This window comes from Micromonospora sp. CA-259024 (genome assembly GCF_050936255.1).
Lineage (GTDB): Bacteria > Actinomycetota > Actinomycetes > Mycobacteriales > Micromonosporaceae > Micromonospora.
This window is the reverse complement of record NZ_JBNJND010000001.1, coordinates 1,762,344-1,787,568: the sequence shown is the minus strand read 5'-3', so window position 1 is coordinate 1,787,568 and position 25,225 is coordinate 1,762,344. Positions and strand designations below refer to the sequence as shown.

At 72.4% G+C, this 25,225-nt stretch carries 23 protein-coding genes; 5 read left to right on the top strand and 18 right to left on the bottom strand.

Going from position 1 to position 25,225, the window contains the following annotated elements:
- Positions 1 to 133 precede the first annotated feature (133 nt).
- Positions 134 to 688, top strand: coding sequence for a low molecular weight phosphatase family protein (locus ACQEUX_RS07465; RefSeq protein ID WP_433043206.1), 555 nt, complete (start codon positions 134 to 136; stop codon positions 686 to 688).
- Here the strand turns inward: ACQEUX_RS07465 and ACQEUX_RS07460 are convergent.
- Entirely contained in the window at positions 669 to 2,132 is a 1,464-nt protein-coding gene (locus ACQEUX_RS07460) for a polysaccharide biosynthesis tyrosine autokinase (protein WP_433043203.1), read from the bottom strand. The genes ACQEUX_RS07465 and ACQEUX_RS07460 overlap by 20 nt on opposite strands.
- Positions 2,133 to 2,469: 337 nt before the next feature.
- Between ACQEUX_RS07460 and nhaA the strand changes: the two genes are divergently transcribed.
- Positions 2,470 to 3,834, top strand: coding sequence for a Na+/H+ antiporter NhaA (gene nhaA, locus ACQEUX_RS07455; RefSeq protein ID WP_433043200.1), 1,365 nt, complete (start codon positions 2,470 to 2,472; stop codon positions 3,832 to 3,834).
- Between the two features lie 101 nt (positions 3,835 to 3,935).
- On the opposite strand, the gene ACQEUX_RS07450 is transcribed toward nhaA, so the two are convergent.
- From ACQEUX_RS07450 to ACQEUX_RS07405, 10 genes are all read right to left on the bottom strand, one after another.
- Positions 3,936 to 4,133, bottom strand: coding sequence for a hypothetical protein (locus ACQEUX_RS07450; RefSeq protein ID WP_074310271.1), 198 nt, complete (start codon positions 4,131 to 4,133; stop codon positions 3,936 to 3,938).
- Positions 4,130 to 4,450 carry a hypothetical protein gene (locus ACQEUX_RS07445; RefSeq protein WP_433043198.1) on the bottom strand — a complete coding sequence of 107 codons (321 nt, stop codon included), beginning with the start codon at positions 4,448 to 4,450 and terminating at the stop codon, positions 4,130 to 4,132. The genes ACQEUX_RS07450 and ACQEUX_RS07445 overlap by 4 nt, the downstream gene beginning before the upstream one ends.
- Positions 4,447 to 4,809, bottom strand: a complete 363-nt coding sequence (locus ACQEUX_RS07440; protein WP_433043195.1) for a DUF1622 domain-containing protein — start codon at positions 4,807 to 4,809, stop codon at positions 4,447 to 4,449. The genes ACQEUX_RS07445 and ACQEUX_RS07440 overlap by 4 nt, the downstream gene beginning before the upstream one ends.
- 39 nt (positions 4,810 to 4,848) lie before the next feature.
- Positions 4,849 to 5,436, bottom strand: coding sequence for a TMEM165/GDT1 family protein (locus tag ACQEUX_RS07435; protein ID WP_091397848.1), 588 nt, complete (start codon positions 5,434 to 5,436; stop codon positions 4,849 to 4,851).
- Positions 5,437 to 5,652: 216 nt separating this feature from the next.
- Positions 5,653 to 6,618, bottom strand: a complete 966-nt coding sequence (gene egtD, locus ACQEUX_RS07430; protein WP_433043192.1) for an L-histidine N(alpha)-methyltransferase — start codon at positions 6,616 to 6,618, stop codon at positions 5,653 to 5,655.
- 49 nt (positions 6,619 to 6,667) lie between these two features.
- Complete coding sequence (gene egtC, locus ACQEUX_RS07425) at positions 6,668 to 7,414, bottom strand: ergothioneine biosynthesis protein EgtC (RefSeq protein ID WP_433043189.1); 747 nt, start codon at positions 7,412 to 7,414, stop codon at positions 6,668 to 6,670.
- Between the two features lie 46 nt (positions 7,415 to 7,460).
- Positions 7,461 to 8,792, bottom strand: coding sequence for an ergothioneine biosynthesis protein EgtB (egtB, locus tag ACQEUX_RS07420; RefSeq protein ID WP_433043186.1), 1,332 nt, complete (start codon positions 8,790 to 8,792; stop codon positions 7,461 to 7,463).
- A 116-nt stretch (positions 8,793 to 8,908) separates the two neighbouring features.
- Positions 8,909 to 10,144: an ergothioneine biosynthesis glutamate--cysteine ligase EgtA gene (gene egtA, locus ACQEUX_RS07415; protein ID WP_433043183.1), complete on the bottom strand. Its 1,236-nt coding sequence runs from the start codon at positions 10,142 to 10,144 to the stop codon at positions 8,909 to 8,911.
- Positions 10,145 to 10,299: 155 nt separating this feature from the next.
- Positions 10,300 to 11,058 carry a hypothetical protein gene (locus ACQEUX_RS07410; protein ID WP_433043180.1) on the bottom strand — a complete coding sequence of 253 codons (759 nt, stop codon included), beginning with the start codon at positions 11,056 to 11,058 and terminating at the stop codon, positions 10,300 to 10,302.
- Positions 11,059 to 11,074: 16 nt separating this feature from the next.
- On the bottom strand, positions 11,075 to 11,707 hold the full coding sequence (locus ACQEUX_RS07405; protein WP_433043177.1) for an RNA polymerase sigma factor: 633 nt from the start codon (positions 11,705 to 11,707) through the stop codon (positions 11,075 to 11,077).
- Positions 11,708 to 12,240: 533 nt separating this feature from the next.
- Between ACQEUX_RS07405 and ACQEUX_RS07400 the strand changes: the two genes are divergently transcribed.
- Positions 12,241 to 13,611 carry a serine/threonine-protein kinase gene (locus ACQEUX_RS07400; protein WP_433043174.1) on the top strand — a complete coding sequence of 457 codons (1,371 nt, stop codon included), beginning with the start codon at positions 12,241 to 12,243 and terminating at the stop codon, positions 13,609 to 13,611.
- Between the two features lie 113 nt (positions 13,612 to 13,724).
- Positions 13,725 to 14,987, top strand: a complete 1,263-nt coding sequence (locus ACQEUX_RS07395; RefSeq protein WP_433043171.1) for a nucleotide sugar dehydrogenase — start codon at positions 13,725 to 13,727, stop codon at positions 14,985 to 14,987.
- Positions 14,988 to 15,080: 93 nt separating this feature from the next.
- Here ACQEUX_RS07395 and ACQEUX_RS07390 read toward each other — a convergent pair whose 3' ends face one another.
- From ACQEUX_RS07390 to ACQEUX_RS07375, 4 genes are all read right to left on the bottom strand, one after another.
- Positions 15,081 to 17,555, bottom strand: a complete 2,475-nt coding sequence (locus ACQEUX_RS07390; protein WP_433043168.1) for an ABC transporter permease — start codon at positions 17,553 to 17,555, stop codon at positions 15,081 to 15,083.
- A 147-nt stretch (positions 17,556 to 17,702) separates the two neighbouring features.
- Positions 17,703 to 18,368, bottom strand: coding sequence for a response regulator (locus ACQEUX_RS07385; protein WP_433043165.1), 666 nt, complete (start codon positions 18,366 to 18,368; stop codon positions 17,703 to 17,705).
- Positions 18,365 to 19,585, bottom strand: coding sequence for a sensor histidine kinase (locus ACQEUX_RS07380; protein ID WP_433043162.1), 1,221 nt, complete (start codon positions 19,583 to 19,585; stop codon positions 18,365 to 18,367). The genes ACQEUX_RS07385 and ACQEUX_RS07380 overlap by 4 nt, the downstream gene beginning before the upstream one ends.
- Before the next feature lie 26 nt (positions 19,586 to 19,611).
- Positions 19,612 to 20,325 carry a DUF305 domain-containing protein gene (locus ACQEUX_RS07375; protein ID WP_433043159.1) on the bottom strand — a complete coding sequence of 238 codons (714 nt, stop codon included), beginning with the start codon at positions 20,323 to 20,325 and terminating at the stop codon, positions 19,612 to 19,614.
- A gap of 138 nt (positions 20,326 to 20,463) precedes the next feature.
- Between ACQEUX_RS07375 and ACQEUX_RS07370 the strand changes: the two genes are divergently transcribed.
- A complete protein-coding gene (locus ACQEUX_RS07370) occupies positions 20,464 to 21,909 on the top strand; it encodes an LVIVD repeat-containing protein (protein WP_433043156.1) in 1,446 nt (481 codons plus the stop codon).
- Between the two features lie 77 nt (positions 21,910 to 21,986).
- Here the strand turns inward: ACQEUX_RS07370 and ACQEUX_RS07365 are convergent, their stop codons facing one another.
- From ACQEUX_RS07365 to ACQEUX_RS07355, 3 genes are all read right to left on the bottom strand, one after another.
- Positions 21,987 to 22,403 (bottom strand): DUF1203 domain-containing protein, encoded by a 417-nt coding sequence (locus tag ACQEUX_RS07365; protein WP_433043153.1) that lies wholly within the window; start codon positions 22,401 to 22,403, stop codon positions 21,987 to 21,989.
- A gap of 132 nt (positions 22,404 to 22,535) precedes the next feature.
- Positions 22,536 to 24,137 carry an asparagine synthetase B family protein gene (locus ACQEUX_RS07360; RefSeq protein WP_433043151.1) on the bottom strand — a complete coding sequence of 534 codons (1,602 nt, stop codon included), beginning with the start codon at positions 24,135 to 24,137 and terminating at the stop codon, positions 22,536 to 22,538.
- A 4-nt stretch (positions 24,138 to 24,141) separates the two neighbouring features.
- The gene (locus tag ACQEUX_RS07355; protein WP_433043148.1) at positions 24,142 to 25,110 is read right to left on the bottom strand and encodes a DUF5715 family protein; all 969 of its coding nucleotides are present in this window, start codon (positions 25,108 to 25,110) and stop codon (positions 24,142 to 24,144) included.
- Positions 25,111 to 25,225 lie beyond the last annotated feature (115 nt).

The window sequence follows — 25,225 nt, the reverse complement described above, 5'->3', positions numbered from 1 at the left end:
CGGCGCGGCACCACGACCGGCGCGCGTCCGGCCCGCGTACGATGCCGACAACCCCTCCCTGCGCGGCCACCGGCGTCGACGCACCGCCCTCGCGGTGCGGGCAGCCGTGTCCGCACCGATGAGAGGGGCACCGATGGCCGATCGCGTGTTGTTCGTCTGCCACGCCAACCTGTGCCGGTCGCCGATGGCCGAGTACCTGGCCCGCCGGCTGTTGGCCGACCGGCCCGTGACCGTGGCCAGCGCCGGCACCGACGCGATCGACGGGCTGGCCATGCACCCGTACGCCATGGAGGTCGTGGCGGAGAGCGGCGCGGACCCGGCGGCGTTCCGCACCCGGGGGTTGCGCCCCGAGTCCCTGGCCGACGCGACGCTCGTGCTGACCGCGACCCGACGCCAGCGTTCGGTCTGCACCGCGCTGGCGCCGGGAGCGCTGCACCGGACGTTCACGCTGCGCCAGTTCGGTCGACTGGCCGCGGCGGCCGAGCCGCCCGAAGGGTCGGACGGCGACCCGCTGCGGGCGGCGATCGCCGCCGCCGCCCGGGCCCGGGGACGGCTGCAACCCGCCGCCCCGGACGCGGACGACCTTCGGGACCCGATCGGCGGCACCGCCGCCGACTTCCGACGCTGCGCCGAGGAGATCGAACGGTCGCTGCGACCCCTCGCCGCGCTCATCGGGGCAGCCGGGTGAGTTCCTGGGTGTGGTCGGGGACGCCGTTGACCCCGGTGGTGGCCTCACTGTGCCGACCGGACGTGGCCCGGTCGGTCGGCACCGACGCCGGGGGCGTCGCGGTGACCACCCGGTAGGCCTCGTACTGATACGCCTCGGCCTTGGCGACCTTGGCCATGTTCAGCACGCAGCCGAGCAGCCGGACCGAGACCGAGTGCAGCGAGCGGGCCGCTGCGGCGACCTGGGTCCTCGAGGTACGGCCCTGCTGGGTCACCAGCAGCGCACCGTCGGCCTGCACGGCCACGACGACGCCGTCGGTCACCGCGAGCAGCGGCGCGGTGTCGATGATCACGATGTCGGCCGACTCGCGCAACGCCAGCAGCAGGTCCGACATCGCCTTGGAACCGAGCAGCTCGCTCGGGTTCGGCGGCGCGGATCCGCTGGGCAGCACCAGCAGTGACTTGTCTCCCCAGCGCTGCACGACGTCGCCGACCTGCACGTCGCCGACCAGCACGTCGGTGAGGCCGACACCGGCGTCCAGGCCCAGGTAGTCGTCGACCTTCGGGCGGCGCAGGTCCGCGTCGACCAGCAGCACCCGCCAACCCGCCTCGGCGAGCGCGATGGCCAGGTTGCAGGAGAGTGTGGTCTTGCCCTCGCCCTGCAACGCGCTGGTCACGGCGATGACCCGGGCCGGCTCGTGGACATCCACGAAGCGCAGGTTGGTCCGCAGTTTGCGGACCGCCTCCGCACGCGCCGAGGTCGCGGCCTCGCCCACGATCAGTGGCGCGGTGCGGGCGTTGGTCTCGAACGGGATCTCACCGAGCAGTGGACTGCCGGTGGCCCGTTGCAGGCCGGCGGCGTCGCGGAGCCGGACGTCGGCGACACCGCGCAGGATCGCCAGACCGACACCGAGGACCAGGCCGATCAGGCCACCGAGGGAGAGGTTGCGGACCGGCTGCGGCGAGACCGGGCTGGCGCTCACCCGTGGGCCACTGACCACCTCGATCTTGATCGGCGCCTTGCCCTCAGGCGTCGTCTCGACCTTCTGGACGAGTTCCACGAACTTCGCGGCGAGGGTTTCCGTCACCCGCAACGCCCGGGTCTGGTCGGTGTCGGTGACCGACGCCCGCAGCAGAACGGTGCCGGTCTCGGTGGACGTGCTCACCCGGCGCTGCACCTCGTCCGCGGTAAGGCCCACCGGGGTCTCGGCCACCACGCTCTGCGCCAGCCGGTCGCTGTTGAGCAGGTCGGCGTACGACTTGACCCGCTGCTGGAGGAAGAGTCCACCCTGGTAGGCGTCGCTGACGCCCGAGTTGGGGGTGGTAACGAAGAAGGTCACCGAGGCGACGTACCGGGGTTGGGCCCGTACGGTCAGGAACGCCGAGACGCCCAGGGCCACCATGACCGTGACCAGCGCGACCCACCAGTGCCGACGCACGTGGCGCAATTGGCGGAGCAGGTCCATCAGGAGCGCCTCCGTGTCGGTCCGGTTACGCCAAAGAACTTCACGAAAACCCCCAAGGTCGTCTCTAAACTCGTGAAACCATTAAAGCTGCTCATGCGCCTTATGTCCGGAGTTATGTATTTTCCGGTGGTGAGATGTGCGCTCGCATGACCAACCCGACAAACGTCCATTCGGCAGCGGCGACAACGGGGAAAAGTCGAAGACCGATCGGGCCGGGTCCAATCGCCCCAGCGGTCGCCGCCGACGGCGACGCCGGATAGGGTCGACAGCGGTGTGCCGGGAAGTCTGGTCGGCAAGTGGATTCCTGCCGTCCTGATTCCCGAGGTGAGCCCCGCAGATGACCTCCCGCACCCCGGCATCCGAGCCGCGCCGGCCGAAGGTTCGCCTGTTCTCCCGATCGACCTGGCCCGAGGCCCGGCACCTGGCCGACGTGCTCCGCACCGAGACCGTCGGTGGCGCGCTGCTGCTCCTCGGTGCCGTGATCGCGCTGATCTGGGCCAACTCCCCCTGGTCCGACTCGTACCTCCGGCTCGGCCGCTGGGTGCCCTGGCCCGGCGGCGCGCCCTGGCACCTCGACCTGGACGTGTCCACCTGGACGGCGGACGGTCTGCTGGCCGTCTTCTTCTTCGTGGTGGGCCTGGAACTCAAGCGGGAGTTCGTCGTCGGTGAACTACGCGACCCGCGCAGGGCCGCACTGCCCGTCGTGGCCGCCCTCGGCGGGATGCTCCTGCCGGCGCTGATCTACGTGGCGGTCGTCCTGAGCGCGGGCGGGGCAGGGCTGCGCGGCTGGGCCATTCCGACCGCCACCGACATCGCCTTCGCGCTGGCCGTGCTCGCGGTGGTCAGCTCGCACCTGCCCCAGGGCCTGCGCGCGTTCCTGCTCACCCTCGCCGTTGTCGACGACCTGTTCGCGATCACCATCATCGCGGTCTTCTACACCGCCGACTTCCATCCCGTTCCGCTGCTCGCCGCACTGGCCCCGATCGCCCTCTTCGCGCTGCTGGTGCAGCGCGGGCGTAGCTGGTGGTGGGCCCTGATCCCCCTCGCGATCGCCGCCTGGGCCCTGGTGCACGCCTCGGGTGTGCACGCCACGGTGGCCGGCGTCCTGCTCGGCTTCACCGTGCCGGTGCTGGCCCGCCGCCGGGCCACGGGTGACGGCCAACCGGCCACGAACGGCACGGGGGCGGACGACGGCGGGCTCGCCGCACACCTGGAGCACCGTTGGCGACCCGTGTCAGCCGGCTTCGCGGTGCCGATCTTCGCCCTGTTCGCCGCCGGGGTCACGCTGCGCGGCACCGACCTGGGTGCCCTGCTGACCGACCCGGTGGTGATCGCCATCGTCGCCGCCCTGGTGCTCGGCAAGAGCATCGGCATCTTCGGCTCGACGTACCTGCTGGCCCGGTTCACCCGTGCCGAACTGGACGAGGACATCACGTGGTCGGACCTGCTCGGGATCGCCCTGCTGGCCGGCGTCGGGTTCACCGTGTCGCTGCTCATCGGCGACCTGGCCTTCGGCGCTGGCAGCACGGCCGACGACCGGGTCAAGGCGGCCGTGCTGCTCGGATCGGTGATCTCCGCCGGGCTGGCCGCCACGGTTCTCGTCCGCCGCAACGCGGCGTACCGCCGGGTGGCGGAGCGGGAGCGGCTGGACCTCGACGGCGACGGCGTGCCCGACGTCTACCAGCGAAAGGCCGACGGCTGACCGAGGCGCGTCCCGGCGACTCACCGGGACGCGCGGCCACCTGCGCTCGACCGCAGGCGGGCCGGCGGTCGGCGTCAGCCCGGAGAGCCGCCGCCGGCCGGTCAGCGGCCGCGTTCGGCGGGCCGGCGCTCCTCGGTCTCCTCGGACAGCGCCTCGGCCGCCGGTTCGGTGAGGTCGTCGCCGGGCACCGCCACCTCCTCGGCCAGGTCCTGCTCGTCGGGCTTCCCGCCGGGCTGCGGCTCCGGAGCGGTGGCATCGCCGGCGAAGCCGTACTCGTTCGGTTCGTCATGCCTGCTCATGTGGTTGCCCTCCCGCTTTTCCCGGTTTCGCCTCTTACCGCCAACGGTAGGTGGTGACCGTCCACCGCGCAGGGCGGCGGGGATTGTCGCCCAGGGGCGCCCAGTGCGGCCCCGAGCAGTTGGCGCAGGGCGATGATCGCCACGGCGCCGGCCAGGCTGTTCCAGCTCGGGTCACCGGCGAGGCGGAGCAGGCCGGCCGCCGTCAGCAGGTCCAGCAGCACCCGGACGGCCGTCCGCAGCGCCCCGGTGCTGAGCACGGTGACCACACCGGCGATCATGGCCAGCGCCGTCACCGCCGTGACCAGGGTTTCCATCATGTCCGACGCTCCCCCTCGGCCACCTGCCGCTGCTCCTGCCGGATCTCCCGGCCCAGGAAGTAGTTCAACGCCGTTCGGATCGTGGCAATGGCGGCCAGTTGGCCGATCTGCTCAAACGACGGGGACACCGCGGTCCGCAGCACGTCGGCCGCCAACTGGAATTCGAGGCCGAGGGTCAGAAACCGGCCCAGCGAGAGCCGGATCGGAGTGAAAACGGCGGCGGTGCGGTGTCGCAGCCCCTCGACCACGAACCGCACCGCCGCCCAGACCGCGCCGACGAAGATCACCAGCGCGCCGGCCACCTCCACCACGGCAACCAGCACCTGGTCGCCCTGGCGCAACAGCTCGGCCGGCTCCACCCCGGGCCGTTACCCGCCCCCGGGACAGCTAGTCGGTGCTCAGGTGAGCTCGTTCACCGCCTCCAGGATCAGCCAGAGGCCGGAGATGGCGAAGAGGATCGCCGCGCCGTACTTGATGGCCTTCTCCGGCAGACGGCGACCGAGCATCCGGCCGACCAGGATGGCCAACGCGTCCGCGGCCACCATTCCGATGGTGGAGCCGAGCCAGGTGCCGAACCAGCCGTACTTGGTGGCGAGCGTGATCGTCGCGAGCATCGTCTTGTCGCCCAACTCCGCCAGGAAGAACGCCACCGACACCGCCACGAGCGCGGTCTTGTTGGTCTTCTCCGCCTTGCGCTTCTCCTCCTCGGTGAGCTTGTCCCCGCGCAGGGTCCACGCACCGAAACCGAGGAACGCCACGCCAGCCACCAGGGAGATCCACTCGGTCGGCAGGACCGCCCCGAGACCCGCGCCGATGGCCACCGACGCCAGGTGCACCACCGCCGTGGCAACCGTGATGCCGATCAGCACCGGGATCGGCTTGAACCGCGTGGCGAAGGTCAGCGCCATCAGCTGGGATTTGTCCCCCAGCTCGGCGACGAAGATGACGCCGAAGCTGACGACCAGCGCGGCGAAAAATCCCTCCATGACGTCCTTCCCGTCCATGCCGGGAGGAGGTACAGGGGCGCCCTCGACCCGGCTGCAACAGCCTGAGTCGAAGGTCTCGCCCGCCCCGGAGAAACCGAGGCCGCGTGGCCGGATGCGGAACGCACCAGTATGTCGACCACGACATTGGGGGCTACTCCCCTTCGCGCGATCAGCCTATCCGATCACCGGCGGGCCAGTTCGGGGTGGGTGAACAGCTCACCCTGCCTGGGCCAACGTGACCCCGAAGAGCCCGTCCGGGTCGGTCCAGAACTCCGTCGAGGCGAAACCCGCGGTGGCCAGTTCCGCGGCGATTCCCGCCGGGCGGAACTTCGCCGAGACCTCGGTGCGCAGCTCCTCCCCCGCGGCGAAGTCCACGGTCAGGTCCAGCACCCGCACCCGCATCGGCCGGGTCGCCCGCAGCCGCATCTCGACCCACTCGTGGGTCGCGTCCCAGCGGGCGACGTGCTCGAACGCCACCGGGTCGAAATCGGCGCCCAACTCCCGGTTGATCACGTACAGCACGTTGCGGTTGAACTCGGCGGTCACCCCGGCGGCGTCGTCGTACGCGGGCACGATCACCGACGGGTCCTTCACCAGGTCGGTGCCGAGCAGCAGCCAGTCGCCAACCTCCAGTGCGGCGCGCATCGACGTCAGGAACTCGGCCCGCTCGGCGGGCATCAGGTTGCCGATGGTGCCGCCGAGGAACACCACCAGCCGTCGGCCGCCGGTGGGCAACCGGTCCAGTTGCCGGGTGAAGTCCCCCACGATGCCCCGGACCCGCAGGCTCGGATAGTCGGCGGCGATCTGGGCGGTGGAGCCGAGCAGCGCGCTCACCGACACGTCGAGCGGGACGAACGTGCCCAGGCCGCCCCGGCGGGTGAAGGCGTCCAACAGCAGTCGGGTCTTCTCTGAGGAGCCAGAGCCCAGCTCGATCAGGGTCTTGGCCCCGGTCAGCGCCGCGATCTCGGGAGCGCGCTCGGCAAGGACCGCCCGCTCGGCCCGGGTCGGGTAGTACTCGGGAAGGCGGGTGATCTCCTCGAACAGCTCACTGCCCCGGGCGTCGTAGAACCACTTCGGCGGCAGCCACTTCTGCCCGACGCTCAGCCCCGCCCGGACATCGTCGCGGAGGCCGCGCTCCAGGTCACGCTCTTCGAGGTAGATCTCCAGCGGTTCCGCGGTCATCGGTTCGCCTCTCTGCTCGATCAACCGTTGCGTGCCCGACCGGTGCGGCTCACCGGGTCGGTAGTGGACGTACCCGCACCGCGCCCGCGGTGGCGACGACCAGATGCCCCTCGGGCACCGCCCGCCACCCGGGATCATCGTCGTGCGGCTCCGAGACGATCAGCACCGAAACCGGCGTCTCGCGTACCGACAACGCGTGCCCGGCCGCGCTGGCCACCGCCTGGTGCCCGTCGGTGAGCAGCAGGTTGAGCCGCGACCCGGGCGCGGCCGCGGCGACCTCGGCCACCGTCCGCCCGACCGCCTCAACCGGGTCCTCGCCGGCGCGCAACCGGCGCCGCACCAGCGCCCACAGCAACGCCGAGTCGGTGGCGGCGTCCAGGGTGAGCAGGTCACGTACCGGCAGACCGGCGGCGAGCGGCACCACGGCGTCCGGCCAGCCGCGGACCACCCCGTTGTGGCTGAACAGCCACCGCCCCTCGGCGAACGGCGCGGCGGCACCGTCGAGCACCGCCATCCCGACAGTGGCCGAGCGCACCGCCGCGAGCACCGCTCCGGTGCGGGTCACCGACGCGAGCTGGGCGATGGTCGGGTCGCTCCAGATCGGCTGCGCCCGTCGGTAACGCACCGGCTCGCCCTCGCCCGGGTACCAGCCGACGCCGAACCCGTCGGCGTTGATGGTGCCGCCGCCGCGCATGTCGCGGGGCGCCCAGGACTGCCGCACCAGCGAATGCGGAGGATCGAACAGGACCTCGGCCAGGGTCACCGGCGGCCCCAGGTAGGCCAGGTGGCGACACATCAGCACCCCTCGCCCACCGGGCCGCCGGCCGTGCGGCGACGCACCGCTACGACTCGTCCGGTCGGGCGTCGCGGGCGCAACGGAAACCGCTGAAGATCTGCCGGCGGATCGGATAGTCCCAGTTGCGGAAGGTGCCCCGGCAGGCGGAACGGTCGGTGCCGAACGAGCCACCGCGCAGCACCCGGTAGTCGTCACCGAAGAAGACCTCCGAGTATTCGCGGTAGGGGAAGGCAGTGAAGCCGGGATGCCCGTTGAACGTGGTCGAGGTCCATTCCCAGACGTCACCGATGAGCTGGTGCACACCCAACGGCGAGGCACCGGCCGGGTACGCGCCCACCGGCGCTGGCCGCAGGTGGCGTTGGTCGAGATTGGCGTGTGCCTCGGTCGGGTCGTCGTCACCCCAGGGGTAACGACGGGACCGCCCGGTTGCCGGGTCCCAACGGGCCGCCTTCTCCCACTCCGCCTCGGTCGGCAGGCGCTTGCCGGCCCACGCCGCGTACGCCTGCGCCTCGTACCAGCACACGTGCACCACCGGCTCGTCGGCGCGCACCCGGCTCCACCGGCCGAAGAGCCGGTAGGACCACTCGTCGCCGTCACGACGCCAGTGCATCGGCGCGTCGAGCTGCTCCCGAAGCCGGTGCGCCCAGCCGGCCGGGCTCCACCAGCGCTGATCGGTGTAGCCGCCGTCGGCGATGAAGGCCGCGTACTGGCCGTTGGTGACCGGGGCGGCGTCGATGACGTACGCCGGGAGGTCGACGCGGTGCGCGGGGCGTTCGTTGTCCAGAGCCCAGGGATCGGTGTCGGTACCCATGGTGAACGCACCGGCCGGCACCAGCACCTCCCCGCCGACTCGGGCGGACGGCTCGGGCGGTGCAGCCGCCTGCAACACCGCCGGCCCCGCGCGCAGCTGGTGGGTGGCCAGCATGGTCTCGTCGTGCTGCTGCTCGTGCTGGACGATCATGCCGAAGGCGAACCCGTCGGCGACCAGCGGCCCCTCGGTGAAGGCCACCGTGTCGAGCAGGTCGTGCACCTTGTCCCGGACCGTGTCCAGGTAGGCGCGCGCCTCGGCAGGCGGTAGCAGCGGCAGCGCGGGGCGGTCCCGGCGCGGCTGCTTGAACGCGTCGTACAGATCGTCGATGTCGCACCGGACCGGCTCGCGGCCCCCGACGTCGCGGACCAGCCAGAGCTCCTCCTGGTTACCCACGTGAGCCAGGTCCCAGACAAGCGGCGACATCAGCGGTGAGTGCTGGCGCATCAGGTCGGCGTCGTCGACCACCTCGGTCAGCAACGTGGTGCGGGAGCGGGCTCGTGCCAACTCCACCGCGATCCGGTCGCGCAGTCGCTCCCCGTCGGCATGCCCGGTCGTGCTCGCGGTCACCGCGCCACCTTTCGTTCGCGACTGCGGGGCTCGCAACCCCGACTCACTCCTCGCACTCACCACGCCACCGTCCGTTCGCGACTGCGGGGCTCGCAACCCCGACTCACTCCTCGCACTCACCGGTCTCCCCTCTTTGCGGCGGCCAGCCGCCGTCGTACGCCTCGCTGGATCTCGTCGTGGGTGCCGGCCGGCAGGCCGAGCCGGGGCAGGGCGGTCAGGGCCAGGTCGAGCAGGGCCGTAGCGGCGGCAGCCAGCGCCGGGTCGGCCAGGCCGTGCCGGGCCGCGGCCGACCAGCGGTGCGCTACCGGCGCGGCGATGGTGTACGCCCCGCGCACCGTGCCCGGGTCGGTGAAGAGGGCGGCCAGCACCGCCAGCGGGAGCCGCCACTCCTGGCCGGGCTGGGCGTCCAGGTAGCGCAGCTCCAGGTAGCCGCGTGGTCGGACCGGCGGGAAGAGGGTGCTGACGTGGTAGTCGAGGTCGTCGGTGGTGGGTGGTTGGGGCAGCGCGCCGTCGAGCCAGTCGGCGAAGGTCACACCGGGCGGGGCCGTCCAGTCTTGGCCGTGCCGGCGCAGGCAGAGCAGCGGCGCGGCGAGCACGTACCGGACCCAGGTGGCGGTCGGGTCCTCGTCGGCGCGGCCGGGCGTCCAGACCGGGCGGGTGCGGGCCGGGTCGATGGCCAGCCAGGCGGCCATCCGGGCGGAGGCCCAGCCGGTGCGGCGCCCGGCGTGGCGGGTGGCGGAGGCGAAGGCCGCGAGCAGCGGCGGCCCGACCGCGTGGGCCGTGGCCCAGCGGTCAGCGACCTGGTCCGGCTCACCGGCGTCGAGGCAGATCTGCAGGCCGGCAGTGCTGTACATCATCGTTCGGCCGGCCGGACCACACCTGTCGAAGGCGTCGCGCATCGCGCGGTAGCGGGGAGTTTCCAGCACCGGGCGAGGCCGTCGGTGTGGGTCGATGCCACTGCGACCGAGGATCAGCCCGGCGGCGGCCAGCAGGTCGGTGACCTGGGCGATATCGGCCTCGGTGGCTCGGATCAACGCGGCGACCGAGGGGCGGGGTGGGGTGGAGATCTCCAGTTGGCCACCCGGCTCCAGGGTCACCATGCCGCCGTGTCGCAACGGCTCGACCGGGCTGGTGGCATCCAGCGTGGTGGGGCTGTGCCGCCCCAGCGCCGCCCGCAGTCGCGTCGGGCTGACGGGGCGGGCGGGGTCGGCGGCGTCGTGCACGGTCCATTCGAGTTCGACGCCGGTGTGTGTCGGCGGGCCGGTCTTGAAGCAGATCCGGGCGAGGTGCCGGCCTGCGGCGGCGGACTCGCGCAGGATGCCGCTGCGGTCCAACTCGGGCGACGTCACCAACGGTCAGGCCCCCTCTCCGTGCGCCGGCTCCGGGATACTGTGCCACCGTAAACGAACCCACCGACACCGTCGGGGGCGTGCACGGCGCCACCAACCTCTGTCTAACAGACGAATTTCCGACGCAGGGCGGAACGAGCGGCCCCAGAGCCGGCTGCTCAGTCCTGGATGGGACGGCCCGTGCGCGGGTGCGACGGCGTGGCCTTCGCCGACGCTGACGGCTTGGCCTCGGGCACCAGCCGCTGGCAGTACGCCCCGACCTCGTCGGCGCTCCCGGCGGCGGTCACCAGGCTCTCGAAGGCCGGTGTACCCAGCGCCCTCTCCCGCTGCTCGGGCTTCTTGGCCTGCCAGGCGCGGCACAGGCCGAGCAGCTCGCTGACGGGCGCGGTGTGGGCCGACGGTGTTCCGGTGGGCGACAACGGTGTGCCGGGCGGCGTCGATCGGCCGGGCTCGACGGTGTCGCCGGACGGGGAGGCGCCCTCGTCGGGCGTCGGTGACGTGCCGGACGGCGCCGGTGCGACCGGGTCCGGTGCCTGGTCGAGGGTGACCGCGGCGAAGGCGGCGCCCGCCGTGGCGGTGGCTGCCATCGCGCCGATCCAGGCCACCGCGCCGGTGCTCAGACGGCGACGGCGGGGCCGGGGTGGCACGGACGGCGCCGGGTTGGCCCGGGCGGCCCGGAACGCGGCCAGCGCGGCCTCCTCGCCGGCCAACTCCCCCGGCCGGACCGGGCCGGCGGCTGCGGCGAGCAACCCGGCCACCGGCTCGACCGGGGCAGACGCGCGGGCCGGACGCGACGCCGCGTCCGCTTCGCCGGGCATGGCGGGCCGGATGTGATCCGGCGCGGTGTCCGCGTTGGTGTGGGCCGAGTCGAGCAGCCGTTCGGTCTCGGCATGGTCGGCTCGCCGAAACGGGTTCATCGGGAGTCCCCTCACGTCAGCCGTCCGCCGACTCAGCGTGCGGCGCCCGCACGGATGGGCCGCTGCCCGTGCGGGGCGGCGGCACCTCCTCGACCCTGGCTGACGGCCCGGTCGGGGCCTGCCGCTCCAGCAGGGCTGCGAGCCGTCGCAAACCTCGATGGGCCGCAGTCCGAACGGCACCGGCCCGGCGGCCCAACACCCGACCCGCGGATTCCGCGTCCATCCCGATCACGGCCCGCAGCAGGACCGCCTCGGCCTCGCGGGGAGGCAGGGTGGCGATCAGTGCCAGTGCGGTCTCGGTGCCGATCGTCTCGCTGGCCCCCTCGGCGGTGTCCGCGTCGCTGGCCAACTCGACGAGCGCGTGCACCGGAACCGGCAGGGACGGTCGGCGACGCAGCCGGCGCAGGTGGTCCATCGCCCGGTTGCGGGCGATGGTGACGGTCCAGGCGCGGAACTCGCCGCCGGTGAAGCTGGGCAGGTCGCGGGAGATCTGCAGCCAGGTCTCGGAAGCGACGTCCTCGGCGTCCGCGCCGACAAGGACGGTCAGGTATCGCAGCAGGCCCGGCTGGAGGGTGCGGTAGAGGAAGCGGAACGCCTCCTCGTCCCCGGCCTGCGCCGCGCTGACCGCCTCCGACAGCTCGGCGGTCATCCGCAGCCCGTGGATCGCCCGGCGCGCGCCAGGCCGATCCACCGCGCTGTGTCGGACCACATGGCACGGGACACCCACCCGACCAACTGCCGCACCCGCACCGCCCCCCGCTGATCTCATCGCGCCCGCGACCCCGAGGTGGCCGGGGCGGGGTGTCTGGGCCCCCGCCAGGGCGGTCGGCTCGGCGCCGAGGTCGCCGGGCGGGCCCGAGCCGGGCTAAACGGTAGGAGCGGACCAGCCAAGCGACAAGTCGGCACTGTGTCACGGAAGAGCGACAATTTTCAACCCGGCGAGACGGCGCGTCGCCGTGACGGCCCGCAGCCTGGGGACGCCAACCGCGTCCCAAGGCGGTCGGTTGGCGGCAGCACGCATCCGCACGTCGAAATATGTCGGATTTCGTCACGTGGCGTGGCGGCATTGTCACAGAAGAAGCAGCATCCACAGAGGTCAGGCCGGATGGGCCATCCCGTACCGGCCGCCCGGACGACCAGCCGCGGCGCGCCGCGATGCGGCGCTCTGGGTACGGTAATGCGGTGTTGTCATCGGAGGTCGTGCTCAGCGGTCGTTACCGCTTGGACGAACGTGTCGCCACCGGCGGTATGGGCGACGTCTGGCGTGCCTCCGACCTGATCCTCGGCCGGCAGGTAGCGGTCAAGGTTCTGCTGCCCGCACTGGTCTCCGACCCCGACTTCATCGCTCGGTTCCGGGCCGAGGCCCGGATCATGGCGGCGCTGCGGCATCCCGGCATCGTGCAGGTCTTCGACTGCGGCGCGGACGACCTGCCCGACGGCGGTCGGGCGGACTACCTCGTCATGGAGTTCGTCGGCGGCGAGCCGTTGTCGAAGCGCATCGAGACGGCCGGCCGGCTCGACGTGGCCGAGACGATGTCGATCGTGGCGCAGGCGGCCGCAGCACTGAACGCGGCGCACCGCGGCGGCATCGTGCACCGCGACGTCAAGCCCAGCAACCTGCTGGTGCACGAGGACGGCACGGTCGTCCTGGTGGACTTCGGCGTGGCCCGTTCCACCGACATCACCAGCATCACCAGCACCAACGCGGTGCCGGGCACAGCCCTCTACATGGCACCGGAGCAGGCCGCCGGCCGCCCGGTCAGCGGTGCCACCGACATCTACGCCCTGGGCGCGGTCACGTACTGCTGCCTCACCGGCAGCCCGCCGTTCACCGGTGACAACCCACTCCAGGTCGCCGTCCGACACCTGGACGACGAGCCGCCGGAGCTGCCGCACGACATCCCCGAGGCGGTCCGCGCCCTGGTGTCCCGCGCCCTGGCCAAGGATCCGCTCGAACGGTTCAGCAGCGGTGCGGCGATGGCCGAGGCCGCCCGGACCGCGGTCACCGGCGGCGAGCCGCCGACGGCGATGGCAACACCGGTCCCGCTGCGTGACGCGGGCCCGGGCACCCGCGCGGACGCGCCGGCCGGCGCGGCGGTGGCACAGCCTCGGCGGCTGCGACGTCGGGGCCCGCTGGTCGGCGCGGCGGCGGCTGTGCTGGTCGCGTTGGTCGGGCTCGGCGCGGCGCTGGGCGCGGCGCGCAATGCCAGCGAGGATCCGGCGGTCAATCTGCCGACCACCTCGCCGACGGTGGCGCCGACCCGCCAGCTGGACCTGCCGGCGGCGAACGAGCAGATCGCCACCGTCGCCCCAGGCCGGCCCGACCGGCCGCGCGCCCCCGAGAACTCCACGTCGGCCTCGGCCACCGCCACGCCGAGCGTGCAGCCCAGCCAGACCACCACCCCGCCGACGCCGACGGCGACCCCGGACCCGACGGTCACCACCTCGCCGCCCGGCGCCCCGACGGGTGATCCGACGACCCCGCCACCTCCGTCCACGCCGCCTCCGACGGAGAGCCCGCCGACGGTTCCGGGCGGGGCAGCGGGCGGTTGAGTCGGCCGGCGGACAATCCCACCAGCACCGATATCCCCAAAACGGACTTACGGCGCCGAAGACGCCTCTAGTCTCGCAGCAGGCCATTTCCACCATCTGCTGCGGGAGCCTGGGTGAGCGCTGAGAAGCTGGTCGTGATCGGTCAGGGGTACGTCGGACTGCCGCTGGCCATGCGTGCCGTCGAAGCGGGGCTGGACGTGGTCGGTCTCGACGTCGACGCCGACCGGGTGAAGCGTCTCGCCATCGGCGAGTCGTTCGTCGAGGACATCCCGACCGACCGGCTGGGCCGGGCGTTGGGTAGCGGGCGTTACCTCCCCAGCACGGAGTACACCGATGCCGAGGGCTTTGACATCTGCGTCATCACCGTGCCGACCCCGCTGCGCGACGGCACCCCCGACCTGAGTTTCGTCGAACAGGCCGGCGTCAGCATCGGCCCGTACGTACGCCCGGGCTGCACGGTGATCCTGGAATCGACCACGTACCCCGGCACCACCGAGGAGTTGCTGCGCCCGTTACTGGAGTCGGCCAGCGGGCTGACCAGTCCCGGCGACTTCCACCTCGGCTACAGCCCGGAGCGGATCGACCCGGGCAACCCGACATGGCGGCTGGAGAACACCCCGAAGGTGGTCTCCGGTGTGGACCCGGTGTCGCTGGCCCGGGTGGACGGGTTCTACCAGCGCCTCGTGGAACGCACCGTGCCGGTGGACTCCACCCGCGTCGCCGAGCTGACCAAGCTGATCGAGAACACCTTCCGCCAGGTCAACATCGCGCTGATCAACGAGCTGACGATGCTCTCGCACCACCTGGACATCGATGTCTGGCAGGCGATCGACGCCGCGGAGACCAAGCCGTTCGGCTTCCTGCCGTTCCGGCCCGGCCCCGGCGTCGGCGGGCACTGCCTGCCGATCGACCCGTGCTACCTGTCGTGGCAGGTCAAGCGCCGCCTCGGCCGGCAGTTCCGGTTCATCGAGCTGGCCAACGACATCAACCACGAGATGCCCGAGCACGTCGCGCAGCGGATCATGGCAGGGCTGAACCGGGACGGCCGGGCGGTCAGCGGCGCCCGACTGCTGCTGCTCGGTCTGGCGTACAAGAAGAACACCGGCGACATGCGGGACTCCCCCGCGGTCGACGTGGCCCGCCGGCTGCAGGCTCTCGGTGCCGAGGTCCACGCGGTCGAGCCGTACGCCGAGGCGCACCAGATCCCGGCCGGGGTCACGGTGGTCGGGCTCACCGAGCGGGAGGTGCGCGCGGCCGACGCGGTGGTGGTGGTCACCGACCACGACAGCTTCGACTACGACCTCGTGGTCCGGCACGCCCGCTACGTCTTCGACACCCGCAACCGGTGCGTCGGCCCGATGGTCGAGCGCCTGTAGACCCGGCACCGCTGGCCGGTCCCACCGCCGGGGAAGATGGTGGGGCCGGCCGGCGGATGTCCGTCTCGTCGCCGGGGCGGTCGACAACGTCCGTCACTGGTCGGCGAGCGCCTCGACGACCGGACGGGACAGTGCCCGGCGGGCCGGTACCACCGAGGCGAGCAGGGCGGCCAGCACCGCGACGCCGAGGACCAGCCCGAGCTGGCCGAGCGGCAGCACCACGTGGAAGTCACCGCCGAGGCGGGTCAGCAGCGCCATCGCGGAGGCGCTGACGCCGGTGCCCAGCCCGACCCCGAGCACCGCGCCGACGAGCGCCATCAGCACCGCCTCGACGGCGAGCACCACCCGCATCCGCCCTCGGGTGAGCCCGACCGCCCGCAGCACGGCGTTCTCCCTCGTCCGCTCGACCACCGACAGGCTCAGCGTGTTCGCCACGCCGACCAGGGCGATCACCACGGCCAGGCCGAGCAGCGCGGTGACGAACGCGAGCAGCATGTCCACCGTGCCGGTGAGCGACCTCTTGTACGCACCCTGGTCCATCAGGTTCACCGTCGGGTAACGGTCCAGCACCGTCTCGATCGCGTCCCGGGCCTGCTCGGCGCTCACCCCGGCGGCGGGGTCGATCTCGGCCAGGAGGCCGCGCTGACCGGGGAAGAGCGCGGCGAAGTCCGCGTCGGCCATGTCGATGACGTGACCTGCGGGCGTACCGTTGCCGGACGTGTCGTCGGTGACCACGGCGGCCACCCGGAACGACCGCCCCCGGACGGTCACCGGGGAGCCGACCTGCCAGCCGCGTGCCTGCGCCAGTTCCCGGTGCACCAGCACCTGCCCCGGCCCGACCCGACCGGGGTCACCGGCCAGCACCCCGCTCAGCGTCCGGCCGACCAGCGCCGGGTGGGCCGCACGGATCTCGACGTCGGCGACGACGGTGCTGCGCTGCTCGTGCACCACACCGAGCTCGGGGCGGGCGGTAAGCTCACCGGCGAGCGCGGCGGGCAGCTCCTGACCGATTCCGCTCACCACGAAGTCCGTCCCGATCTGGGCGTCCACGCTGCGTTCGATGCCGTCCTTGGTGCTGCGCGCGCCAACCATGAACGCCGACACCAGCCCGATCCCGATCACCAAGGCGGTGGCTGTCGCGGCGACCCGCCGCGGATTGCGGACCGTGTTGGCCACGGCCAGGTCACCGGTCGCCCCGAGGATGCGACGTGCCGGCCAGCCGAACACCCGGGCCAGCGCCGGGACGAGCACCGGCCCGAACAGCACGATGCCGAAGAAGGCCAGCACGCCGCCGACCGCCACCAGCAGCAGCTGACCGACGCTGGCGGCGCCGGCCAGCGCGGCGACACCGACGGCCAGCACCACCGCTCCGAAGGTCAGCCGAACCCGACCAGCACCCCGGCCGGGCTGCACCGCGGCGTCGGTGAGCGCGGCCACCGGGGCGACCCGCGTCCCCCGCCAGGCCGGCAGCAGCGCGGCGCACACGGTGAGCGCGGTGCCCAGCAGCAGGCCGGTCAGCACTGTCGAACCGCTCACCGTCAGCCCACCGGTGACCAGCACGTCCAGCCGCGACATCAGCAGCCGCAACCCGCCGGCGAGGGCCACCCCGAGCAACACCCCGAGCGCGGAGGCGACCAGCCCCAGAACCGCCGACTCCAGCAGCGCGGCCCGGAAGACCTGCCCCCGGGTAGCGCCGATCAGGCGGAGCAGCGCGGTCCGTCGGGTGCGCTGCGCCAGCACGATCGCGAAGGTGTTGGCGATCACGAAGCCGGCCACCACCACGGCGACCCCCACGAAGATCAACAACAGCATCCGGAACTGGTCCACGTTGCGCACCGCGTCCTCGACGGCCTCGTCGAGGATCTGCTGGCGACTCTTGACCGTGCCTTCGGCACCAGCCGCGGCGCGCACCCGTTCGGCCAGCGCCGGGACGGAGGTTCCGGGCCGGGCCGCCACCATGATCCGGCCATAGCCTCGCTCGCCGGTGAGCGCCAACGCGTCCGGACCGACCAGGCCGACGAACGGGCCGCCGACGTCACGAGCGGTGCCAGCCACGTCGACGGTGCCGACCAGGGTGTACGGGCGGGCCGCTTCGCCGGTGCCGCCGATGCGGACCGCGGCGCCGAGGGCGAAGCCCTCCTCGGCCGCCGTGGGCGCGTCGAGCACCACCTCCCCGGCACGGTCGGGCAACCGGCCGGCGACCACGTCGTACGAGCGCAGGGCGTCCTCGGTGGGGATGGCGACGAGCACGGTGTAGCCGAGCACCGGCCGACCGTCGGCACCGACGATCCCGGCGGTGTTGGTCAGCTCACCGGCCGCGGCCGCCACCCCGTCGACCGCACGCACCTGGTCGACCAGGGTCGGGGGCAACGACTCGCGGCCGACCGAGTAGACCCCCAGGTCGGTGTGTCGGTCGAAGGTGCCGGCCCGCTCGTACGCCCCGGCGCGCATCCCGTCGACGAAGATCATGGTGCCGGCGACGAACGCGACGCCGAGCACGACGGCCAGCGCGGAGAGGAGCATGCGCAGCGCCTCGGCACGCAGCGAGCGCAGGGTCAGGCGGATCATGCGGGGCTCCCGGTGCGGGTGGCGGATCGGACCCCTCCGACGCTATGGCCCGCGCCGGTCTGTCGATCTCCACCTGTGCGCTCGACCTGCGTGCGTCCCGGGTCGCGGTGCCCCCGCCAGCCCGTACGACCCAGGTCGTACGCGGCGTCATCCGCCGGGCCTGACCAACCCGCTCTCGTACGCCAGCACAACGGCCTGCACCCGGTCGCGCAGCTGGAGTTTCGCCAGGATCCGCCCGACGTGGGTCTTCACCGTCGCCTCGGCCACGTGCACCCGGGCGGCGATCTCCGCGTTGGACAGCCCCTGCGCGACCAGCAACAGCACCTCCCGTTCCCGTTCGGTGAGCTGCGCGAGCCGCGGGTCGGCGCTCGGGGCGGCACCGAACTGGCCCGCGAACCGGTCCAGCAGCCGCCGGGTGATCGACGGGGCCACCACCGAGTCGCCCTGGGCCACCACCCGGATCGCGGCCAGCAGTTCCTCCGGTGGGACGTTCTTGAGCAGGAACCCGCTCGCCCCGGCCTGCAGGGCGGCGAACGCGTCCGCCTCGGTGTCGAAGGTGGTCAGCACCAGCACCCGGGGCGGGCCCGCGGGGCGGTCGGCGCAGAGCCGCCGAGTCGCCTCCACCCCGTCCATGGTCGGCATCCGGATGTCCATGACGACGACGTCGGCCTCGGTGCGGGCGAGCACGCGCAGGGCGTCCGCGCCGTCGATCGCCTCCCCGACCACCTCCAGGTCGGGCTGGGAGTCCAGCACCATCCGGAAACCGGCGCGAACCAGCGCCTGGTCGTCCACGATCACCACTCGGACCGTCATGCCGCGATCACCTCCGTTGCCGGCTCCGACGGTAGCGGCAACCGGACCTCGACCTGCCAGCCCCCACCCGGTCGGGTGCCGGCGGTGAGGCTGCCGTCGTACACCGTCACCCGCTCGCGCATGCCGAGCAGACCGTGACCGCCGGACGGCGCCGGACTGACCAGCGGGCGGCCCCGACCGTCGTCGGCGACCCGAACCACGATGGCCTCGGCGGTGTACGCCAGGACGACCTCGACGCGGGCACCGACGCCGGCGTGCTTGAGCGCGTTGGTCAGGGCCTCCTGCACCACCCGGTAGACGGTCAACTCCAACCCCGGGGGCAGGGCCGGCGGTTCACCGGTGACGGTGCTGTGGATGCGCAGCCCGGCGTCGTCGAACCGGGCCAGCAGGTCGGGCAACTCGGCCAGGGCCAACCGCCGGTGCTCCGGGTCGGCGGCCACCACGATCCCATCGGCCCCGTCCGCGACGGACGGGCCGGCGTCGCGCAGGACGCCGACCAACCGGCGCATCTCCTCCAGTGCCTGCCGGCCGGTGTCCGCGACCACCCGCACGGCGGTGCGGGCCTGCTCGGGATCACGGTCGAGCATGAACCGGGCGCCGTCCGCCTGGACGATCATCACGGCCATGCTGTGGGCCACCACGTCGTGCAGCTCGCGGGCGATCCGGGTGCGCTCCTCGGCGACCGCCGCCCGCGACTCGGCCTCCCGCTCACGTTCCAGGGTCGCGGCCCGCTCCTCCAGGCTGAGCACGTAGAGCCGGCGGGTCCGCACGTTCAGCGCGACCAACCACACCGCGCCGGTGACCAGCGCGTACCACAGCGCGGTCACCCACCACCGGATGACGGTGGGGGTCTGTACGGCGGCCAGCAGCACGCCGACGGCGGCGACCCCGCCGGCGAGCACACCGTCGCGCAGCCGTTCGCCGTACTTCACCACGCTGTAGAGCGCGATCAGGACGGCGATGTCGTAGAGGAGGGGGCCCCACCCGGCGATCACCTGGACCAGGGCGAGCGCCGCGACGGCCACGGTCACCGCGCTCGGGTGGGTGCGTCGGAACAGCAGCGCCACGGCCATCCCCGCGCCGACCAGCGTCGCCGCCCACCCGCCCGGCTGGTTCACCGACCCGGCCAGGCCGACGAGCGCCACCAGAACGGAGACGGCCACGTCGAAGGCGACGCCGCGCAGCGGGCGACCGAACATCGTGCGTCTCACGGTCACCCAGCGTACGTGCCCGGAGGCCTGGCTCAGTGGTCGAGGACCTCGCGCATGCGGCCGATCTCGACGGTCTGCTCGGTGGCGACCGAGTTGGCGAACTCGTTGAGCGTCAGGTCGGAACCGACCGTGAGCAGGTTGGTGGCCAACGCGATGGCGCCTTCGTGGTGCTCGGTCATCATCCGGACGAAGAGCCGGTCGAAGTCCGCGCCACGGGTCGCGGCGAGCTGCCGCATCGCCTCGGGTGACTGCATGCCGCGCATGGTGCCGTGGTCGTGCCCCTGGACCTCCGCCGGAAGACCACGGGTCTGGAGCCAGCCACGCATCATGCCCATCTCCGGCCCCTGGCTGGCTCGGATGCGCTCGGCGAGGGCGCGGATGTCGGGGTCGGCGGCCCGGTCGGGGGCGAGCTCCGCCATCGCCAGGGCCTGCGCGTGGTGCGGGATCATCATCCGCACGAACTCGACGTCCAGCGAGTTGTGCGGCGCCGGGCCGGCATCGCGGACCTCGTGGGCCGCGCGGGTGGCCGCCGACTCACCCGGCCGGCCGGGCGCGATGACGGTCAGGTCGGTGGGCACGGGACTGGCCGTCGGCGTCGCGGCGGGCGCCGAGGTGGCGGGCGCCGAGGCCGGCAGCGCGGCGCCCGTTCCGGTGTCGTCCCCGGAGCGGAGCACGATGAAGGCCACCAACGGCAGCACGAGCGCCAGTGTGACGATCGCCAGGGTTCGTGCACGCCGGTCGGTCATGGGCCACTCCCTGGGGTCGAGGTCATCGCGATGTTATCCATTGAAGAAGGCACTTCGATGTGAGCCAGGTCACATCGACCTTCTTCGTCGGACTGTAACGTGTCGACCATCGTCTCCCCCTTGCGAAGGGCCTCGCCGATGATCAGACTCCACATGCCACGGTTACGACAAATCCGTATCGTGGCGGTCGCCACGACCGGCCTCCTCGTCGCCAGCGCTCTCGTCGCCCCGGCGAGCAACGCCCAGGTGACACCACAGTCGGCCCCGGCCGCCGCCGCCACCAACACCATCCCCGGTGTCGACGAGATCGTGAGCAGTCCCAACCTGCGCCAGATCGCCAACGTGCCCAAGGTCGCCCCACTGGACGCGACCAACAGCGACATCGCCTTCCAGGGCAAGTACGCCTTCGCCGGCAACTACAACGGTTTCGTCATCTACGACATCTCGCGACCGAGCGCGCCGACGGTCAAGGCCCGGGTGCTCTGCCCGGGGTCGCAGAACGACATCTCCGTCCACGGTGACCTGCTCTTCCTCTCCACCGACTCGTCGCGCAGCGACGACTCCTGCAACAGCACCGCGCAGGGGGCGGACGTGAAGGGGTCCTGGGAGGGCATCAAGGTCTTCGACATCAAGGACAAGGCCAACCCGCGGTACATCAAGTCCGTCGAGACGGCCTGTGGCTCGCACACCCACACCCTGGTGCCGGGTAAGGACCGCAAGGCCGTCTACCTGTACGTCTCGTCGTACAGCCCGCGGGCCGAATTCCCGGACTGCCAGCCGCCGCACGACTCCATCTCCATCATCAAGGTGCCGGTGAAGAAGCCGACCGACGCCGCGGTGATCGCAGCCCCGAACCTCTTCCCGGACGGCGGTTTCCCGGGCAGTGGGACCGGATCGGCGACCACCGGCTGCCACGACATCACCGTCTACCCGGCCAAGGACCTGGCCGCTGGCGCGTGCATGGGTGACGGCATCCTGCTCGACATCAAGAACCGGGAAGCGCCCCGGGTCATCAGCCGGGTCCGGGACACGGTCAACTTCGCGTTCTGGCACTCGGCCACCTTCAACAACTCCGGCACCAAGGTGATCTTCACCGATGAGCTGGGTGGCGGCGGGGCCGCGACCTGCAACGAGGCCATCGGACCGAACCGGGGCGCGGACGCCATCTACGACATCACCGGCCGTGGTGACGCTCGGACGATGAACTTCCGTAGCTACTACAAGATCCCCCGGGTCAACGCCGACACGGAGAACTGCGTGGCGCACAACGGCTCGCTGATTCCGGTGCTCGGTCGGGACATCATGGTGCAGGCGTGGTACCAGGGCGGCATCTCGGTCTGGGACTTCACCGACTCGGCCCACCCGAAGGAGATCGCCTTCTGGGAGCGCGGTCCGCTCTCGGCCGACACGTTCGTCGGCGGTGGCACCTGGTCCGCGTATTACTACAACGGCCACATCTACTCCAACGACATGGTGAAGGGCCTGGACGTCCTGGAGCTGAACGACCCGCGTACCTGGACGGCCAAGCTGACCCAATACAAGGAACTCAACGTGCAGACCCAACCCAGCTACCTGGGCTGGTAGGCACCCGAGCACGAAGCCGGGCCCGGTCCCCGATCTCCGGGGGCCGGGCCCGGCCGTGGTCGGACCAGAGTTCGCCGTCAGCTCATCGACAGCTGGTAACGGCGCTCACGCCACGAGCAGCAGGGCCGTCGTGACGGCCGGCAGGATCCTGCGCATACCCGATGGACGCTATGGGACCGCTCGACGGTTGCCCACCGGGCCGGGCGGCCCGCTCGACGGCGAACATTGCCGACGTCGGGCCGGGGCAGGCGACGGCGTGCGCGAAGACCGGGCCGACCTCCCGGTACGGGCCGGCGGCGACCGGCGGCGGCATAGCCGAAGAGCAGCAGCGACTCCCCCGCCTCGGCGTCGCGCAGGCAGCAGCGCAGCGGTTCCCCGCCCCCCGCCGGAAGCGCCTCGACGGGTCGACCGGCGGAGTCCCGGCCGGTGCGGCGGACGGTGTCGAGCGTCGTGGCGGGCAGGGCCCGGACGCGGAAGGCGGTGCTGATCGTCATGCGTCCAGCCTGGCCCGGCGACGACGTGGATGCTGGCGGCGATCGGACGTGGCGCTGGGCGCACGACCGGACCGTCCCGGTGCGGGGTCCCGCGTCCGGACCGCCAGCGCCACCGGCGCGCCGGCAACCGGGTCAGCCGACCGTCGACCGGCGGGGCGGACGGGGGCCGACCAGCCTGCGGACCATCGGCGCCGCGTTCCACTTCGCCGCACCGACCAGGTCGCGGGCATGCTCCAGAACCGTGTAGTCGGGCCGGGTCAGCCCGTCGGCGATGGCCCGGTCCAGGTCGTTGCCGCAGCGGCTCAGCACGGTGTCGAAGTCCCGGCGCACCGGCTCCTGCAGGTCGTAGCCGAACGAGCGGTGCAGCCGGGCGAAGAGCGGCTTGTACAGCCGGACCCGCTCGTGCAGCCCCGACGAGTACGACATCGGGTTCTTCGCGCGGCGCAGGATGTAGTCGGGCAGCACGTCGACGAACGCCCGCCGGACGATCCACTTCTCCTGCCCGTGGCGCAGCTTCAGATCCAGTGGCAGCCGCATTGCCAGCTCCACCACGCTGAGGTCGAGAAACGGCAACCGCGCCTCCACCCCGTGCCCCATCGCGGTCCGGTCGACCCGCTGCAACTCCGTACGGCACAGGTTGCGGATCCGGTGCAGGAACAGTCGACGGGCGGCGGCCGGGCCGACCTGGTGATACATCGGGTACCCGCCGAACAGCTCGTCGGAGCCGTCGCCGGTGAGCACCACCTTGATGCCCAGGTCCCGCAGCCGCCGGAAGATCGGCACCGAGACGACCGCGTTGATGATGTCGCCGTACTCGGTCAGCTCGGAGATCCGGATCGCCTCGCGTACGTCGGCGAGCCGGATGTCGCGCGGGCGCAGCTCGACCACCACGTGCGGCACGTCGAGGTCGGCGGCGAGCCGCCGGGCGTACGTCACGTCGGGGCTGTCCGCCACGCCGACCGTCACCGCGACGCAGTCGGGGTGGATGTCCCGCACCTGCCGCAGGGTCAACGAGCTGTCCAACCCGCCGGAGAGCACCACCCCGACGGTCAGGTCGGTCTCCACCCGCATCCGGATCGCGTCGCTCAGCGCGGCTCGGACGAGCAGCGCCGCCTCGTCCGGGTCGTCGATGACCGGCAGGCTCTCGCCGATGGTGAGGAGGTCGACGTACGGGCTCAGTCGCACGTGTCCGTCCGCCTCGGCCCAGCCGTGGTGCCCGGGCGGCACCTCGGCGATCGGGGCGCCGTGGCCGACGAGCGCCTTGACCTCGGAGGCGAGGTGCAGGCAGCCGGGCCGGCGGGACCAGTACAGCGGCTTGACCCCGAGCGGGTCGCGGGCCAGGTACGCCCGGCCGGTGGCCCGCTCGACGACGGCGAAGGCGTACTCGCCGCGTAGCCGGGTCACCGCCGCCTCGCCCCACTGCTGGAACGCGGCGAGCAGCACCTCGGTGTCACTCTCGGTCCGGAACGCCTGCCCCAGGCGGGTCAGCTGCGCCCGTAACTCCCGGTAGTTGAAGATCTCGCCGTTGAAGCAGAGCAGCCAGCGTTCGTCGGTCGAGGTCCACGGCTGCACCGCCCGGTCCCGGTCGACGACCCGCAGCCGGCGGGTGCCGGCGAGCAGTCCGCTCTCGGACCGGGTCTCGGTCACCTCGCCACGGGGGGCCAGGACGGCGAGCATCCGCCGGAAGGTCGCCGGGTCGGCCTCGGGGCCGATGCTCAACGCGATGCCACACACCGGTTCAGACCCCCATCTCGACCTCGTACGCCCGGCGCAGGCGACGCCGGGCGGTGGGCGCGAGACACAGGTGCCAGGCCTGCCCCTCGTCGATCACGTTCAGCTCCCCGGCCTCCTGCCGGGCCAGCAGCAGCTCCGCCAGGGTGTCCCGCGCGCCGAAGCGCTCGAACCAGGCCAGCTCGACGTCGACCGAGTAGCCGAGGCAGTGCCCGCTGGGCAGCATCGCGGCGTAGCCCAGTCGGCGCAGCCGGTACTGGTGCTCGGTGCTGCGGACCAGGCTGGTCACCCACAGCGGCGGGGTGGCCGACGGCGCGGCAGCGGTGAACTCGCGCCCGATGTCGTTGAGCAGTGCCACCACCTCGCGTCGGGCGCGGCGGAACAGCAGCCCGGCGGTGCGCGGAGTGGCGTCCGGCCGCAGCCGGCGACGCAGACCCCGCGCGGCCCGGCCCAGCATGGTGGCGGGCTGCTCCTGGTAGCGGAAGCGCAGCAGGTCGCGGCGGCGCAGCCATTCCAGGTCGACCAGGTCGGCGCTGCCGTTGACCTGGTCGTCGGTGACGAAGGTCGGGGCGTCCTGCCACCAGAGCACGTCGATGCGGGAGAGCAGGTAGATCCGGACCAGCGCGGTGAGGTCCCGCGCCGACGTTCGCTCGTTCGGCTGGTAGCGGGCCATCTCCAGCAGCAGTGTCTCGCGCGCGCCGATCAGCCCCTGCGGGGTGGCGTCGAGCACCGCGGCGAGCGCTGGCTCGCGCAACCGCTCGTCGATGAGGACCTGCCGGGCCCGGGTGCTGGCCGCGTCAGCCAGGGCACCGACCTCGACCAGCAGCTCGGCGACCGCGTTGCGGTAGGCGGCGAGATCCGGCGCGGGGGTGGGCAGGCGGCGAGGCGTGGTGCCGGAGGGCCGACGTCGAGCCGGGGCGGTGGGCGACACGGGCGGACGGGGCTGCTGTCCCGGGCCACGGCTGGGCACTCGCATGACGGGTCCCTTTCTCCGGTCACGACACTGGGTGTTCGCCCTGAAACACACCGTAATCATCGGGACCGGAACGGACCGAACATTCCTCCTATCTCCCCCCGAAGGGAGCGCGACG

Bases quoted from the DNA above. Each gene is read 5' to 3' on its own strand.
- ACQEUX_RS07450 (WP_074310271.1), bottom strand. From the start codon at position 4,133: ATGAGCAGGCATGACGAACCGAACGAGTACGGCTTCGCCGGCGATGCC.
- ACQEUX_RS07370 (WP_433043156.1), top strand. From the start codon at position 20,464: ATGATCAGACTCCACATGCCACGGTTACGACAAATCCGTATCGTGGCG.
- ACQEUX_RS07410 (WP_433043180.1), bottom strand. From the start codon at position 11,058: ATGAACCCGTTTCGGCGAGCCGACCATGCCGAGACCGAACGGCTGCTC.
- ACQEUX_RS07445 (WP_433043198.1), bottom strand. From the start codon at position 4,450: ATGATGGAAACCCTGGTCACGGCGGTGACGGCGCTGGCCATGATCGCC.
- ACQEUX_RS07405 (WP_433043177.1), bottom strand. From the start codon at position 11,707: ATGACCGCCGAGCTGTCGGAGGCGGTCAGCGCGGCGCAGGCCGGGGAC.
- ACQEUX_RS07460 (WP_433043203.1), bottom strand. From the start codon at position 2,132: ATGGACCTGCTCCGCCAATTGCGCCACGTGCGTCGGCACTGGTGGGTC.
- ACQEUX_RS07375 (WP_433043159.1), bottom strand. From the start codon at position 20,325: ATGACCGACCGGCGTGCACGAACCCTGGCGATCGTCACACTGGCGCTC.
- ACQEUX_RS07435 (WP_091397848.1), bottom strand. From the start codon at position 5,436: ATGGAGGGATTTTTCGCCGCGCTGGTCGTCAGCTTCGGCGTCATCTTC.
- ACQEUX_RS07465 (WP_433043206.1), top strand. From the start codon at position 134: ATGGCCGATCGCGTGTTGTTCGTCTGCCACGCCAACCTGTGCCGGTCG.
- ACQEUX_RS07385 (WP_433043165.1), bottom strand. From the start codon at position 18,368: ATGACGGTCCGAGTGGTGATCGTGGACGACCAGGCGCTGGTTCGCGCC.
- egtD (WP_433043192.1), bottom strand. From the start codon at position 6,618: ATGACCGCGGAACCGCTGGAGATCTACCTCGAAGAGCGTGACCTGGAG.
- ACQEUX_RS07355 (WP_433043148.1), bottom strand. From the start codon at position 25,110: ATGCGAGTGCCCAGCCGTGGCCCGGGACAGCAGCCCCGTCCGCCCGTG.
- nhaA (WP_433043200.1), top strand. From the start codon at position 2,470: ATGACCTCCCGCACCCCGGCATCCGAGCCGCGCCGGCCGAAGGTTCGC.
- ACQEUX_RS07365 (WP_433043153.1), bottom strand. From the start codon at position 22,403: ATGACGATCAGCACCGCCTTCCGCGTCCGGGCCCTGCCCGCCACGACG.
- ACQEUX_RS07390 (WP_433043168.1), bottom strand. From the start codon at position 17,555: ATGATCCGCCTGACCCTGCGCTCGCTGCGTGCCGAGGCGCTGCGCATG.
- egtC (WP_433043189.1), bottom strand. From the start codon at position 7,414: ATGTGTCGCCACCTGGCCTACCTGGGGCCGCCGGTGACCCTGGCCGAG.